At 65.1% G+C, this 14,208-nt stretch carries 13 protein-coding genes; 7 read left to right on the top strand and 6 right to left on the bottom strand.

Annotated features, from left to right (window positions below; translation table 11 throughout):
• The first annotated feature begins 192 nt into the window (after nucleotides 1-192).
• From AC1DRD_RS20775 to AC1DRD_RS20750, 6 genes are all read left to right on the top strand, one after another.
• Nucleotides 193-2,496 (top strand): TonB-dependent receptor, encoded by a 2,304-nt coding sequence (locus AC1DRD_RS20775; RefSeq protein WP_478042874.1) that lies wholly within the window; start codon nucleotides 193-195, stop codon nucleotides 2,494-2,496.
• A gap of 190 nt (nucleotides 2,497-2,686) precedes the next feature.
• Complete coding sequence (locus AC1DRD_RS20770; protein ID WP_478042873.1) at nucleotides 2,687-3,610, top strand: metallophosphoesterase family protein; 924 nt, start codon at nucleotides 2,687-2,689, stop codon at nucleotides 3,608-3,610.
• Nucleotides 3,611-3,628: 18 nt separating this feature from the next.
• Entirely contained in the window at nucleotides 3,629-4,030 is a 402-nt protein-coding gene (locus AC1DRD_RS20765; RefSeq protein WP_478042872.1) for a cupredoxin domain-containing protein, read from the top strand.
• 16 nt (nucleotides 4,031-4,046) lie between these two features.
• Nucleotides 4,047-4,652: a sigma-70 family RNA polymerase sigma factor gene (locus tag AC1DRD_RS20760; RefSeq protein ID WP_478042871.1), complete on the top strand. Its 606-nt coding sequence runs from the start codon at nucleotides 4,047-4,049 to the stop codon at nucleotides 4,650-4,652.
• Nucleotides 4,649-5,383 carry an anti-sigma factor family protein gene (locus AC1DRD_RS20755; RefSeq protein WP_478042870.1) on the top strand — a complete coding sequence of 245 codons (735 nt, stop codon included), beginning with the start codon at nucleotides 4,649-4,651 and terminating at the stop codon, nucleotides 5,381-5,383. Before AC1DRD_RS20760 ends, AC1DRD_RS20755 begins: the two co-directional genes overlap by 4 nt.
• Before the next feature lie 113 nt (nucleotides 5,384-5,496).
• Nucleotides 5,497-6,000: a DUF1993 domain-containing protein gene (locus tag AC1DRD_RS20750; protein ID WP_478032254.1), complete on the top strand. Its 504-nt coding sequence runs from the start codon at nucleotides 5,497-5,499 to the stop codon at nucleotides 5,998-6,000.
• Between the two features lie 39 nt (nucleotides 6,001-6,039).
• On the opposite strand, the gene AC1DRD_RS20745 is transcribed toward AC1DRD_RS20750, so the two are convergent.
• The 5 genes from AC1DRD_RS20745 to AC1DRD_RS20725 all read right to left on the bottom strand — a co-directional run bounded on the left by AC1DRD_RS20745 (nucleotide 6,040) and on the right by AC1DRD_RS20725 (nucleotide 10,269).
• Nucleotides 6,040-7,797, bottom strand: a complete 1,758-nt coding sequence (locus tag AC1DRD_RS20745) for a phospholipase D-like domain-containing protein (RefSeq protein ID WP_478042869.1) — start codon at nucleotides 7,795-7,797, stop codon at nucleotides 6,040-6,042.
• A 62-nt stretch (nucleotides 7,798-7,859) separates the two neighbouring features.
• Nucleotides 7,860-8,471 (bottom strand): ATP-binding cassette domain-containing protein, encoded by a 612-nt coding sequence (locus AC1DRD_RS20740; RefSeq protein WP_478042868.1) that lies wholly within the window; start codon nucleotides 8,469-8,471, stop codon nucleotides 7,860-7,862.
• Nucleotides 8,461-9,135: a molybdate ABC transporter permease subunit gene (gene modB, locus AC1DRD_RS20735; RefSeq protein ID WP_478042884.1), complete on the bottom strand. Its 675-nt coding sequence runs from the start codon at nucleotides 9,133-9,135 to the stop codon at nucleotides 8,461-8,463. Before modB ends, AC1DRD_RS20740 begins: the two co-directional genes overlap by 11 nt.
• Nucleotides 9,132-9,920 (bottom strand): molybdate ABC transporter substrate-binding protein, encoded by a 789-nt coding sequence (gene modA / locus AC1DRD_RS20730; RefSeq protein ID WP_478042867.1) that lies wholly within the window; start codon nucleotides 9,918-9,920, stop codon nucleotides 9,132-9,134. Before modA ends, modB begins: the two co-directional genes overlap by 4 nt.
• Before the next feature lie 31 nt (nucleotides 9,921-9,951).
• Complete coding sequence (locus tag AC1DRD_RS20725; protein WP_478042866.1) at nucleotides 9,952-10,269, bottom strand: antibiotic biosynthesis monooxygenase family protein; 318 nt, start codon at nucleotides 10,267-10,269, stop codon at nucleotides 9,952-9,954.
• Nucleotides 10,270-10,376: 107 nt separating this feature from the next.
• Between AC1DRD_RS20725 and soxR the strand changes: the two genes are divergently transcribed.
• Nucleotides 10,377-10,820, top strand: coding sequence for a redox-sensitive transcriptional activator SoxR (soxR, locus tag AC1DRD_RS20720; protein WP_478042865.1), 444 nt, complete (start codon nucleotides 10,377-10,379; stop codon nucleotides 10,818-10,820).
• A gap of 3 nt (nucleotides 10,821-10,823) precedes the next feature.
• On the opposite strand, the gene AC1DRD_RS20715 is transcribed toward soxR, so the two are convergent.
• Nucleotides 10,824-14,207 (bottom strand): trifunctional glycoside hydrolase family 18/polysaccharide deacetylase/glycosyltransferase family 2 protein, encoded by a 3,384-nt coding sequence (locus AC1DRD_RS20715; RefSeq protein ID WP_478042864.1) that lies wholly within the window; start codon nucleotides 14,205-14,207, stop codon nucleotides 10,824-10,826.
• Nucleotide 14,208: the final 1 nt, after the last annotated feature.

Here is a 14,208-nt window from a genome sequence, read left to right as displayed (position 1 = left end):
GGGACAATCGGAAAGTAACAACCGCCTCTGTTGCCAGTTCGCATCACCGCGCGGCTTTTCGTCGCGTCGCCCCAGTCCTTGCGATCGCTCGGCCTTTTTGACCCATGACGGTCATGTTACGACTTTGCGCAAGATCCGGGACACACGGAGTCGTCAACGGCGGGGATGCCGATCTTCGATTCAGGGGGATTCATGAACTCGTTGTCCAACCGCTCGCTGGCGCACCGTCTGCTCCTGGGCGCCTCGCCCGCCTTGCTCATCCTTGCCGCATCCCCCGCCATGGCGCGGGCCGACGAGCCCAAAGCACCGCCGGCCGCCGATGCGCCTGCCCCCCAGGACGACACGGCCAACGCCACGGACAAGGGTCTGGGCGACATCGTCGTCACCGCCACCCGCGTGTCGGAATCGTCGAAGAACGTGCCGGTCGCGGTGACCTCGATCAGCGGTGAAAAGCTCGCGGTGATCAACTCGGGCGGGCTCGACATCCGCTTCCTGTCGTCGCGTACGCCGAGCCTCCAGGCCGAATCGTCGTTCGGCCGCACTTTCCCGCGCTTCTACATACGCGGCCTCGGCAACACCGATTTCGATCCCAATGCCGCGCAGCCGGTGTCGGTGGTCTATGACGATGTCGCGCTCGAAAACGCGATGCTCAAGTCGTTCCCGGTGTTCGATCTCAAGTCGGTCGAAGTGCTGCGCGGGCCGCAAGGCACCTTGTTTGGCCGCAACACGCCCGCCGGCGTGATCAAGCTCGATTCGGCCAAGCCGACCGACGACAAGGTCGGCGGCTATGCCAGCGCGAGCTGGGGCACGTTCAATACGGTCAATGCCGAAGCCGCGCTCAACCTGCCGCTCGGCGGCGGTTTCGCCTTCCGCGCCTCGGGCCTGCTCCAGCGACGCGACAATTGGGTGACCAACACCTCGGCCACCGGCTTTGCCGACAAGAAGCTGGAGGGGTATCGCGACCTCGCCGGCCGGTTCCAGCTCGGTTATTCGAGCGGCAATTTCAACGCGCTGATCAATTTTCACATTCGCGATCTCGATGGCACGCCGCGTGTGTTCCGCGCCGGCCTGTTCAAACAGGGCAGCAACGATTTCTCGGCCGGGTTCGAACCGAACAAGGTCGCGCTCGACGGCTATACCAGCCAGAGCATGACGCAATGGGGCACCAACCTGCGGCTGGATTACCATTTCGACGGCGCTGGCACGCTCTATTCGGTCACCGCCTATGAGAAGGCCAAGGTCGAGAGCACCGGCGATATCGACGGCGGCAACAACTACGTCTTCCCTGCGCTCGGCCTGAACAACGCTTTGTTCCCGTCGAATACCGGCGGGATCACGCGGCCGGCGGAATTCAGCCAGGAACTGCGGTTCGTCAGCGACGAGTTCAACGGATTCCGCCTCCAGGGCGGCCTCTATTATTTCCACCAGACGCTCAAATATCACGAATATGACTATAAATTCCCGGCCACCGGCAGCCGCGCTGCCGATCTCGACCAGGATCTGTTCCACGACAACAAGAACGAGAATTGGGGTGCCTTCGCCTCGGTCGAATACAAGCCGGTCGATAAGCTGACGCTGCGCGCGGGCGGACGCTATTCGCACGACCACAAGGAAGACCTTATCACCGGCTATTCGCCCAATCTGTTCGGCGCCGTGCTGCCGAGCCTCGCCAAGGTGAGCGGCGGCGATTTCACCTGGGACGTCAGCGCGACCTATGCCGTGTCGCCGCAGGTCAACCTCTATGCGCGCGCCGCGACCGGCTATCTCGGCCCGGCGATCCAGGACCGCGTGACGTTCGGCAGCCGGCAGACCACTGCGGGCAAGCAGACCACCTTGTCTGGCGAAGCGGGCATCAAGGGCGAGACCGCGGATCGCACCGTCCGTTTCTCGTTCGACGGCTATTGGTGGCGCACCAACGACCTGCAGATCACCGCGGTCGGCGGCTTGTCCAACTCGGCGCATCTGCTCAACGCCAAGCGCGCGGTCGGTTATGGTGTCGAGGCCGAACTCGATATGCGCCCGATCCCGCAGCTGACGCTGACCGCGAGCGGCAGCTACAATTTCACCGAGATCCAGGACCCGAGCATCACCATCGGCGTGTGCGGATCCTTGTGCACCGTGACCGATCCGCTGGCGAGCCCGGGTCAGGCGATCATCGACGGCAATCGCCTGCCCCAGGCGCCGCGCTGGGTGGCGAACTGGACCGCGCGTTATTCGATCCCGCTCGGCGACGGCCGTGAAATCTACGCCTATACCGACTGGGCCTATCGCAGCAGCATCAACTACTTCCTCTACGAAGCGAAGGAGTTCCGCGGGCGGCCGATGCTCGAAGGCGGCCTCAAGATCGCCTATTCGACGCCGCGTTACGAAGTCAGCGCCTTCGCGCGCAACATCACCAACCAGTTCCGCGCGATCAGTGCGATCGACTTCAACAATCTGACCGGCATGATCAGCGAGCCGCGGATCATTGGCGGCGCGTTCCGGGTGAAATTCTGACGCACCCAGGATTGGATCCAATATCCAATATCCAATCGCTGATTCCGCGTGCGGGCGATCACAGCCCGCTACCGATCAGCCAAGGGATCACCGAACGCCGTCCGGAGACTTTCCGGGCGGCGTTTGTTTTTCGGGAATAACCCGCCGCATCCCTCCGTCCTGATCCTCGAACCGCAATGGAGCGAGGGACATGGGACGCGAAATCGAGCGCCGCGAGGCGCTGAAATGCATGGCCTGGGCGGGCACCGGCGCGCTCTACGCGCTGAGCGGCGGTATCGCCCGCAGCGCCATTCTGGACAGCGCCGGCGCCGGCACCGCGCCTACCGCCGGCTTCACTTTCCTCCAGCTCAGCGACAGCCATATCGGCTTCGACAAGGCGGCCAATCCCGACGCGCGGGCGACGTATCGCGAAGCCATCGCCAAGGTGAAGGCGCTGGCGGTCAAGCCGGACTTCATCATCCACACCGGTGATATCACGCAGCTGTCGCGCGATAACGAATTCGACGATGCCGACCAGATCCTGCGCGAGACGGGCATTCCCGCCTTCTTCGTCCCGGGTGAGCACGACATGATCGATGAAGGCGGCGGCAAAGCGTTTCTCGATCGCCACGGCAAGGGCAGCAAAGGCGCCGGCTGGTTCAGCTTCGACCATCAGGGCGTGCATTTCGTCGGGCTGGTCAACGTCGCCGACCTCAAACCGGGCGGCATGGGCAATCTCGGCGCCGCGCAGCTCGCCTGGCTCAAGGCCGACCTGGCGGGCCGCAGCGCGTCCACGCCGATCGTGGTGTTCGCGCATATCCCGCTGTGGACGGTCTACGAACAATGGGGCTGGGGCACCGGCGACGCGCAGGCCGCGCTGGCGCTGCTCAAGCGGTTCGGCTCGGTGACCATCCTCAACGGCCATATCCATCAGATCGTGCAGAAGGTCGAAGGCCGGATGACCTTCCACACCGCGCGCTCGACGGCCTTTCCGCAGCCTGCGCCGGGCACCGCCCCCTCGCCTGGCCCGCAAGTCGTGCCGCCGGGCCAGCTCCGCTCGATGCTCGGCATCACCGATGTGACTTTCCGTCGCGGCGACCAGCGGATCGCGCTGATCGATTCCACGCTCGCCTAGAACCTTTGGAGATTTGAGATGCACTCCCGTTTGATGATTGCCGTGCTCATTCCTGTCGCGGCGGTCATGACCTCACTTGCCTCGGGCCGCGCCCATCCCCCTGTCGCGGCATCGGCCCGGGGCAAGACCTTGTCCGCCCGCCTTGCGGCACCGGCAGCTGCCGCCGGTCCGGTTGCGGTCCATATCTCCAACTTCACTTTCGGCCCCAAAATGGTGACGGTGAAGGTCGGCCAGACCGTCACCTGGACCAATGACGACGACATCCCGCACACCGTGGTCGCGACCGACAAGAGCTTCCGGTCGAAGGTGCTCGACACCGGCCAGTCGTTCAGCTTCACCTTCACCAAGTCCGGCCAGGTCACCTATTTCTGCTCGCTCCATCCGATGATGACGGGCAAAGTGACCGTCGCGGCGCGCTGAGGCGGGGAGCGGAGAGGTGATCGGCGGGTTTCGCCCAAGACTGGTCGGCGGTCGGGACGTGAAGCCCGGTCCCGAGCTGCGCTTTCGCGAGCTGATGCTGCCGCATCTCGATGCCGCCTATAATCTGGCGCGCTACCTGACCAGCGACGCCAGCATCGCCGAGGACGTGGTGCAGGAGGCTTTCCTGCGCGCGTTCCGGTCGTTCGAGACCTATCGCGGCGGGCCGCCTCGTGCGTGGCTGTTCGCGATCCTTCGCAATTGCTGGCGCGATCGCGTCGGCGAGCAGATCCGGCGCGAGCGGGTCGTGGTGTCTGATGCGAGTTTGTCCGAAGCACAGTCAGAGGCGGTTGCCGCGATCCCGGCGGATAACGATACGCCGGAGGAATCGCTGGCCCGTGCGCGTGAGGTCGATACGGTGCGCGGGGTGATTGCCGCGCTTCCCGAACCCTTTCGCGAAACCCTGATCCTGCGCGAGATGGAAGACATGTCGTATCGCGAAATCGCCTCGGTGACCGGCGTGCCGATCGGCACCGTAATGTCCCGGCTGGCGCGCGCACGCGAGATGCTGGCGAAGCTGCTGCTTCCCACCCGCGCCGCCGGGCAACAGGAGCGCCAGGCATGACCTGTCCCGACCCGATGCTGCTCCATGCGTTGCTTGACGACGAGCTCGACGCCGCCAATGTCGCCGTAGTCGAGGCGCATCTGCGCACCTGCCCCGATTGCGCGGCCGAATTCGAGCAATTGAAGCATCTCCACCAGATCGTCGCCGATCCGGCGCTGCGCCATGCCGCGCCCGAAGGCCTGCGCGATCGCATCGATGCCGCGCTGCCCACCACTCAGCGCACCGCCAATCCCTGGCCCGCGCGGCTCGGCTGGGGCGCCGGCGGGGCGATCGCCGCAGGGCTGGCGCTGACGCTCGGCATTCCGCAGCAATCGACAACGAGCGGGCTCGAGCAGCAGATAGTCGCGAGCCACGTCCGCTCGCTGCTCGCTGATCATCTGGTCGACATCCCCACCTCCGACCGCCACGTCGTCAAGCCGTGGTTCAACGGCAAGATCGACTTCTCGCCGCCCACTCCGGACCTCAAGGCCGCGGGCTTCCCGCTGGTCGGCGGGCGGCTCGATTATATCGGCGGCCGCGTTGTTCCGGCGATCGTCTATCGCCGCAATCTCCACACGATCAACGTCTTCGCCTGGCCCGCGGGCAAGGCGCCCTCGGGCGAGACGATGGAGAGCGATGGCTACACGCTCGTCCATTGGCGCCAGGGCGATCTCGATTTCTGGGCGGTGTCGGATGTTGCCGGCGGCGACCTCGACCAGTTTCACACGGCGTTCATTGCCGCCACGCGCTGAATTTTTAGCGAAACGGTAAAAAACTGAGCGAGACGGGTTTTCATTCGCAACCCAAGTCTTATGTCCTGCTCGCGGGCGCCGATCGGCAGCCCGTTTCTCTAGGGGAGAATCCAGTGGCTACCGAACTTTACGCCCTTACCGCGCCTGTCTTCGTGCGCGCGCTGACCAATCTCGACAAGATCATCGACAAGGCCCGCGCCTTTGCCGCCGACAAGGGAATCGACGAGCAGGAACTGCTCGACGCCCGGCTGATCGGGGACATGGGCAATTTCATCTCGCAGATCCAGCGCGCCAGCGATTCGGCCAAGGGCTGCATGGTGCGCCTCGGCGGGGTCGAGAATGTCGTGATGGAGGACAATGAGGCAAGCTTCGACGACGTCAAGGCACGCATCGCCAAGACGATCGACTTCGTGAAGTCGGTGCCCGCCGAAGCGATCGACGGCAAGGAAGAGGCCGAGGTCCTGCTCAAATTCCCCAATGGCGAGTTCAAGTTCGCCGGGCGCGATTTCCTGCTCGGCTTCGTCCACCCGAACTTCTATTTCCACGTCACGACCGCCTATGCGCTGTTGCGCATGAAGGGCGTGCCGATCGGCAAGATGGACTTCCTGGGCGGCTGACCGCTGCAGAGACGGCCGGCGCTCGCTTGGCGCCGGCCGTCAGTGGCCGAACAACAATCGGTCGCGGAGATATTGGCTATCGGCCCGGTAATAGCGTTCGAACCAGGCCGGCTTGCCGCTCAGCGCGGTCGGCTTGGCGAGCGTCAAGGGCGATGCGTCGCCGGCTTTGGCGCCCTTTGGTTTGACCTTCGCGTCCTTCATTTTCGAGCGGAAATGCAAATGATCGAATAACCGCACCGCCTCGATCGCATAAGCGGTGGCGACAATCGGGTCCTGGATCATCACCAGGTGATCGCCGTTACCGCCCTCGCCGCTCGGTGACAGGTTGGACGATCCGGTGAAGACCTTGGCGGTCGGCAGGCCGAAATCGGTAACGACGAACTTGTTGTGCAGGTTGATGCCTTTACCGCCCTGCCACTCGGCCCCGAACGGCGGCGGCGCGTTCTTGGCGAGATAGCCGAAGTCGACCACGCCGATCGTGCCGTCGGGCTTGTAGACATCGAGCTTGCTCGGCTTGGCTTCGGCACCGGCCTTGGGCTCGGCGCCGGCCTTGTCGACCACGCCGTAGCTGAATATCGGCCGCGTCGCGAGACGATCGATCGCTGTCCGCACCGACCCGCTCTTGGTCTGGTTGAGAAAGGCGATCGAGAAGAAGACCGACGAGGTCGCCTGATCGATCGCCGCGCCGACCGGGGACAGCCCTATCTCCTTATCGGAATGCGGCGACAGCGCGATCTGTACGATCGGCTTGCCCGGCGTCGTGAAGGCATACCATTTGCGGGCCATCTCCGATGCCGAGAATGTCTCGGGCTGGTGGAACGCCGCGTCGAAATAATCGCCGAACAGCCCGGCGATAGCGGGATCGCTGAACAGCAGCGCGTTGTTCGCCTGGATGTAGAAGCCACGATAGCTGAAGTTGGTCGACCCAAGCAGCACGCGTTGAGCCACCCCGTTGCGCCGCAGGATGATCACCTTGTTGTGCTGCAGTCCCTTGAAATGCATCCGGACGATCTGGCCGCCGGTGCTCGCCAACAGCCGCGCAGATGCCTTCCCTTCGGCACCGTCGGGCTGGTTGTGATCCTTGGGGCTGTCATCGATCACCGCGCGCAGCCGGGGTCCCAGCTTCTCGAGGCGATCGACCAGCCAGCCGAGGTTGAGGTCATAGGCAAAGAAATCCACCGTCAGCGTCGTGTCCGCGACTGCCTCATCGACCAGTGATTGTACGATCGCCGCGGCCTCGAAGCCGAGCCAGGTATAGGGATTGTCGTCGCTCGCAATCGCCGGGTCGAACGGCGGCGAGAATTCGAGACCCACGGCGTTGGTCGCCGGCAGAATGTCGTCGCGATTCCCGAACTTGTCGCGATAGGCTTGCGAAGACGCGAATGCGCGAGTGAAACCGATGTCGAGGAAACCCGGATGCGTGACGGGATTGAGGTTGATGGTGGCGACGAGTTGCGTTCCGGCAACCAGCGGCCCCTCTGCCGGCATGTGCATCTTGGTCACGCGATAGGAATAGAGGCCGTCGATCGGATCGTAAGGGAAATGCACCCAGCGGAATTTCTGAAAAGGCGCCTCGGTCGAGGGGAACTGGACGTCGCCATTGACCTTGCTTCCGGCCGGATAGGAAAAGGCCAGACGATTGCGTAGCGGCGCGAACTCGGTCCCACCCGGATGGAGGACTTCGATCGCGAAGCCGACGAAATCTGGTTCCGGCGCGTCGACGTCCATGCCGATCAGACACATGCGCTCGCCACGCCACAATTTCAGGTGAAATCCGTCCTTGCTGGCGCTGTCCATCGCGTTGCCCCTGCCCAAGTGAGATAGCTTTTATCGCATCGCACGATGACAAACCCGCGAATTCACGTCCGCATCGGATCGATCTCGACCATTGTCGTCGCCAGCCGCTCGGCCTGGAGACGATCATGCGTCACCATCAGGATCGGCAGCCGCAGCCTGTCGCGAATGTCGAGGATCGCGCGCTCGACTTCTTGCGCGCGGCCGCGATCGAGCGACGCGGTTGGTTCGTCGAGCAATAGAAAGGCGGGGTCGCTGAGTAAGGCGCGGCCGATCGCAACGCGTTTCGCCTCTCCACCTGACAGCGTCCGCGGCCAGCGGTCGAGCAAATGCCCGATATCGAGCAATTGGACGACGTCGTCGATCGCCGCACTCCGCCCCGCGCCGTAGCGCAGGTTCGCCGCAACTTTCAGGTGCGGAAACAACCGCGATTCCTGGAAAACATAGCCCGCGTGCCGGCGCTCGGGCGGTACGTCGATGCCCTCGCCGAACAGTTCGACGCCGCCAACCCGGATATGGCCGCGATCGGGCCGCAGCAGCCCCGCCACCATATGGAGCACGCTGGTCTTGCCCGCGCCGGACGGGCCGAACAGCACGGTCAGGCCTTCGCCTGCCTCCAGCCGCAGCGCGATCTCGGCATCGCCGAGCCGCTTCGAGACATGAAGATCAAACGCCATGGACCATCGCCGCGCGCATCCGCCGTGCAAGCAGTTCGGAGGCGACCAGTGCTGCCAGCGCCACCGCGACCGACAGCGCGGATAATCTGAGCGCGATCGCATCGCCGTCGGGGCGTTGCAGCGCGGCGTAGATCGCCAGCGGCAAGGTCTGGGTCTGACCCGGCACGTTGGAGACGAAAGTGATCGTCGCGCCGAACTCGCCGAGCGACCGCGCGAAGCCGAGCACGGTGCCGGCCAGCAGGCCCGGCAGGCTCAACGGCAAGGTGATCGTCCAGAAGACGCGCCACGGCCCCGCCCCCAAGGTCCGCGCGGCACCTTCGAGCCGGCGGTCAACCGCTTCGATCGACAGTCTGATCGCGCGCACCATCAGCGGCAGCGCCATGATTCCGGCGGCGATCGCCGCACCGGTCCAGCGAAACAGCACGCCATCGCTCAAGAAGCCGAGCGGCCCGCCCGGCGCGAAGGCCAGCAGCAGGACCCAGCCGGTGACCACCGGTGGCACGACCAGCGGCAGATACACAATCGCCTCGATCAGGATCTTGCCGGGGAAACGTCCGCGCGCGAGCAACCAGGCGATGGCGAAGGCGACCGGCAATGTCGCGAGGGTAGCGACGAACCCGACGCGTAGCGACAGCGCGACGATTCCCCATTCTTCGGGAGTCAGCGCGGCCTCCCCGGCGCGGTGAAACCGAACCGCGCGAAGATCGCGCGGCCGCGCGACGAGAGCAGGAAGCGGCGGAACCCCTCGGCCTCCGGATTGGTCGATCGCGCCAGCCGGGCGACCGGGTACAGGATCGGCGGATGGCTGGTCGGCGGAAACACGCCCGCCACGCGTACCTTAGACGACGCCTTGGCGTCGGTCAGATAGACGATCCCGAAGGGCGCCGCGCCGCGCTCGACCAGCGCCAAGGCGGCGCGCACATTCTCCGCGCGCACCACCTTCGGGGCGACCGCGGTCCAGGCGCCGAGCTTCTCGAGCGCGGTCTTGCCGTATTTGCCGGCCGGCACGCTGTCGGGGTCGGCCATCGCCAGCGGCCCCGCGCTTAATATCCGCGCCAGCCGGACTCCGCCGGCCGGAATCGACGAATGCCGGCCAACAGGCTCGACCACGACCAACCGATTACCGACCAGATCGGCGCGCGTCCCCGCTGCGAGCAGCCCCTTGGCCGCGAGTGCGTCCATCCACTCCTCATCGGCCGAGACGAATAAGTCGCCCGGAGCGCCCGCTTCGGCCTGACGCGCCAAGGTGGGCGACGCGGCGAACGAGATCACCGGCCGTGGGTGCCCCGCTTTTGCCCAGGCGTCCGCCGCGGCGGTCAAAGATTCCTGCAAACTCGCCGCAGCCAGCACGATCGGCGCCTGAGCGGACGGCGCCGCGCCGATCGACAGCGCGGCCAATCCGGCGAGGACGAGGCCCAACACCGGGCGGCGCGCGAACGACTGGATCATGCCGCCGCGCATACACCGCGCGGCGAGCGCCTCAAAGCGCGCGATAAGTCGCGATGTCGGCGCGGATGCCGTGCGCGGCGAAAAAGGCGTTGCGATCGAACCGCCGCTGCGCCTGGTGGCGCGCGATCGCGGCGGCGACGATCGGAATGACCTCGTCGCTTTCCCATTCGGCGACAGTGACGAAATTATACTCGCCCGGCCCACCGACCTGTTCGAGCAGATCGTGGCGGATGAAGCCGGGCTGCGTGCGCATCACGGCATCGGTTTCGTCGACCGCGTCGATAAACGCCTGACGCGCCGCATCCGGCACGATGAACTTGTCGACGCGATAAAACGGAGCGGTAGCCATGGATGATGTCTCCTGACGGTCGTGAACCCGGCGCCGAAGCGATTGCCGGCGCCGCGAGACGGGCCTATGCAACCTCAAGCTTAGTTCAGGTCAAGGGACTTTTTCGCATGCACGACATCCCCGCAATGCTGTCGGTCGGAGAGGTCGCGCGGCGCAGCGGCGTCGCTGTGTCGACGCTCCATTTCTACGAGGCGAAGGGTCTGATCAGCGCGGAACGGTCGGGCGGCAATCAGCGCCGGTTCCGCCGCGGCGTGCTGCGCCGGGTAGCGGTGATCAAGGTAGCGCAACGCACCGGCATCCCACTCGGCGAGATCAAGGCGGCGCTCGACATGCTCCCAGCCGATCGCCCGGTCTCGGGCGAGGATTGGCGGCGCATGTCGGCGGCATGGCGCGATGATCTCGACCATCGCATCGCGCAGCTCACCGCATTGCGCGATCAGCTCGGCAGCTGCATCGGCTGCGGCTGTCTGTCGATGGAGGATTGTCCGTTGCGCAACCCCGCGGACCGGCTCGGCAAGGATGCGAGCGGCGCGCGGCTGATCGGCGATTGAATCCTAACCCGACGCCTGCACTCGGCCAGTGCGCTGCAGTTTGCCCCAGCCGACCAGCGGGCCGCGTAGCGCCTGGGTGATCGCTTTCAGCACGACATAATACATCACCTGGCGGTACCCGATCCGCTGGGGGATCAGCAGCCATAGCAGCGACCATTTCTCGCGGCGTTCGAGTGCGAAGGCGACGATCGCCGAAAGCAGGTCGATCGCGGTGAAGATCAGCCAATAGGCCAGCATCTTCTCGATACTGTGCTGGGTCTGGTCCCAGCCGTGCTGTTCGACCGCGAGCCAGGTCAGCGCGAAGCTGACGATCAGCGCGAGGTCGATGATCGGGCTGATCGCGGCGAGCACGATCTGGAACACGATCGCCTGGGGCAGACCGATCCAGGCGAGGCCACGCGGCTTGCCACGGCCGATGATCGTGCCGTGCTTCCACAGACATTGCAGCGTGCCATAGGCCCAGCGGAAGCGCTGTTTGGCGAGGCCTTTGAAATTCTCCGGGCTTTCGGTCCAGGCGACGGCGAATTGGTCGTAATGGACTTTCCATCCGGCGCGCTGGATCGCGATGGTCAGATCCTGATCTTCGGCCAGCGTGTCGTCCGGATAGCCGCCGACCGACCGGACCGCCTCGAGCCGCCACGCGCCGACCGCACCCGGCACCACGGTCATCGCATTGAGGCTGGCAAGCGCGCGGCGCTCGAGATTCTGCGCGGTGATATATTCGAGCGCCTGCCATCTGGTGACCAGGTTGACCCGGTTGCCGACCTTGGCATTGCCCGCCACCGCGCCGAGCTTCGGATCGCCGAACCAGCGCGCCAGCCGCGCGATGGTGGTCGGCTCGAACTGGGTGTCGGCGTCGAGCGCGATCACGATCTCGCCGGTCGCGAGGTCGAGGCCCCGGTTGAGCGCGCGCGCCTTGCCGCCATTTTCCAGCGTCAACAGGCGCACCCGGGGATCGTCGGCGAAAGCGTCGCGCACGATCTCGCTGGTGCGGTCCTTCGATCCGTCGTCGATCACGATCACTTCGATCCTGACATCGGTCGAGGCGAGCACTGTGCGGATCGACCGCTCGATCACTGCTTCCTCGTTATAGGCGGGGATCATCACCGTCACGAAGCGGTCGGGATCGATCGCCGGGAACACCGTCCGCCCCTCGCGCCGCGCCTGGATCAGCGCGAGCGCCGACAGGATCACCGCGCGCAGGATGCCGATCGAGATCGCGAAGAGGAAGATCCAGCCCAACGCGGTGACCACCGCGCCGATCGTGCCGAACAGGAACAAATCCGCCTGGGCCGCGGCTCGGTCGCTTGATGAAATCGGCGGCATGGCCTGATCGCGCGACAGGCCGGCGAGTTCCGACACCGGCACCAAGGTGAAGCCCATGGCGCGCAGCTTCTCGATGATCGTCGGCAGCGCCTCGACCGTTTGCTGGCGGTCGCCGCCGGCATCGTGGAGCAGGACGATATTGTGGCTACACTGTAAATCGTCGCCCGACGCGCAGCCGGTGCCGCGCTTGGCGACTCCATCGACGACATTGTCGATGATCGTCTGGACGCCCGGCCGCTGCCAATCCTCGGCATCGACATGGAGTCCGACCGAAATGTAGCCGCGCTGCTGCGCGCGATAAACGGGCACGAGTTCGTCCGCGGTCGTAGGCTCGGCGTCGCCGAAATAGGGCGCGCGGAACAGACGCAGCGAGCGCCCGGTGAAAGCCTGGAACAAGCGCTGATTGGCGTTGAGTTCGATATCGGTATCGGTCGCCGAGGCGCCGGCGAGATTGGGATGCGTATAGGTGTGGCTGCCGACCTCATGCCCCTCGCGCACGATGCGTTCGAGCAGCCCGCGTTCGGTCAGTCCGTTTTCCCCGACCATGAAGAAGGTAGCCGGCGCGTTGTAACGCTTCAGGATGTCGAGGATCTTCGGTGTCCATTGCGGATCGGGACCATCGTCGAAAGTCAGCGCGATCTTGTTGGGACTATAGCCGGTCCGCTGGATCATATACTGGCTGGGCAACGTCAGGAAATCGACCCCGGTAATGCCGCCGTCGCGCCCGGTCGTCACCTTGCGTTGTCCAGCGGCAGGGGTCGCCCCGACCTTCAGGATCTCGCCGCGGCCCTCGATGTCGACATCGGTACCGTTCGGGATCGCCTCGATCACGTTGGCCGGCGGCAGCGTGGGATGCGATCGACCGAAGACCGACCAGATTCCGGGGTCTTCAGACCCCAGTCGCCACAACGCGATCCCGCCCAGGCCGGCACGCCGCAAAAAGCCAATCTGGTTGTAGGCGGACGCCGCGTCGAGGAACCAGACGACGTGTTTCTTGCCATCCTCCTCGTACGAGAAGCCCGAATTGCCACTCGCCGAATCGAAGCTCGGCATGGCGTCCGAATCGCGCGCTATCTGCCACGCTTCTTCGACCGTGACGGGATCGCCGCCGCCGGGATACCAGTTGTAACCGTAACTGCCGATCGTCACGACCAGCTTCGATGCCGAGACGCCGTGCGCCGCATCGGCCACGGCGCGCGCGAACCAAGCCTGCGACGCGACCGGCCCGGGATCGCCCGAATTCTCATGCTCGTCATACGACATCAGAAAGATGCGATCGACGATCTTGGCGTATGCCGGCAGGTTCCACGACCGGTCACCGACTGGCACCGCGATCGTTATCAGCCAACCGTGTCGGTCGAATCGGGTGTTTGCCTCGGCGAGAAACGCGAGATAGTCGCGTTGCGCCGATGGCGGCAGCTGCTCGAAATCGAACATCGCGCCCGCCGCGTGGTTGGCGAGCAACCAGGGCTCGAGCTTGTCGAGGAACGCCTTGCGCAGCGTCGGGTCGTGGAGCATCGCCGCCATACCGGGTCCGTCGAACTGCCCCTGGATCGCGTTCTGGATCATCGGCAGGATCAGCGGGCGGTGCGCAGCGCCATTGATCACGGCCCGCCCCGCGGTATCGCTGAACACGGTGATGGTATGTTTCGGTCCGGTGACCGAAACCCAGCCAGGAATCACCCAGTCGAGATCGTTGATGTGCCGGCGCAGCGATTCGGCGCTCTGCCCGTCCCACGGCACGTGGAAGGCGATCGCCAGCGGAACGTTGCCGACGGTCTTGGCTTCCTTCGACCGCGTCTCGCCGGTCAGCTTACGCCCGTACCAGTCGATCGTGCGGCCAGTGCGTTTGAGCAGGGTGTCGTGCGGCGGCGCCAGCCGGTGCAGCGGCCGCTCGGTGTTGATCGGCAGCAACGGTTGCGACGGCACGATCCCGATCGAGGCGCCGAACACCACCGCGGACAGTAGCAGCAGCACGATGAACGCCACGACGCCGAGCGCGAAGCGTCGCCGCCGCCGGCCCGAGGGATCATAGAAGATTGGGGCGCCTGCTGCGGTCATC

It is taken from the genome of Sphingomonas sp. P4_G2 (genome assembly GCF_056401155.1).
This window is presented reverse-complemented; position numbering and strand designations above follow the sequence as displayed.

Excerpts from the sequence above, each read along its gene's own strand:
- soxR (WP_478042865.1), top strand. The coding sequence starts at position 10,377 with ATGCACGACATCCCCGCAATGCTGTCGGTCGGAGAGGTCGCGCGGCGC.
- AC1DRD_RS20745 (WP_478042869.1), bottom strand. The coding sequence starts at position 7,797 with ATGGACAGCGCCAGCAAGGACGGATTTCACCTGAAATTGTGGCGTGGC.
- AC1DRD_RS20775 (WP_478042874.1), top strand. The coding sequence starts at position 193 with ATGAACTCGTTGTCCAACCGCTCGCTGGCGCACCGTCTGCTCCTGGGC.
- AC1DRD_RS20755 (WP_478042870.1), top strand. The coding sequence starts at position 4,649 with ATGACCTGTCCCGACCCGATGCTGCTCCATGCGTTGCTTGACGACGAG.
- modA (WP_478042867.1), bottom strand. The coding sequence starts at position 9,920 with ATGATCCAGTCGTTCGCGCGCCGCCCGGTGTTGGGCCTCGTCCTCGCC.
- AC1DRD_RS20715 (WP_478042864.1), bottom strand. The coding sequence starts at position 14,207 with ATGACCGCAGCAGGCGCCCCAATCTTCTATGATCCCTCGGGCCGGCGG.
- AC1DRD_RS20725 (WP_478042866.1), bottom strand. The coding sequence starts at position 10,269 with ATGGCTACCGCTCCGTTTTATCGCGTCGACAAGTTCATCGTGCCGGAT.
- AC1DRD_RS20770 (WP_478042873.1), top strand. The coding sequence starts at position 2,687 with ATGGGACGCGAAATCGAGCGCCGCGAGGCGCTGAAATGCATGGCCTGG.
- AC1DRD_RS20740 (WP_478042868.1), bottom strand. The coding sequence starts at position 8,471 with ATGGCGTTTGATCTTCATGTCTCGAAGCGGCTCGGCGATGCCGAGATC.
- AC1DRD_RS20765 (WP_478042872.1), top strand. The coding sequence starts at position 3,629 with ATGCACTCCCGTTTGATGATTGCCGTGCTCATTCCTGTCGCGGCGGTC.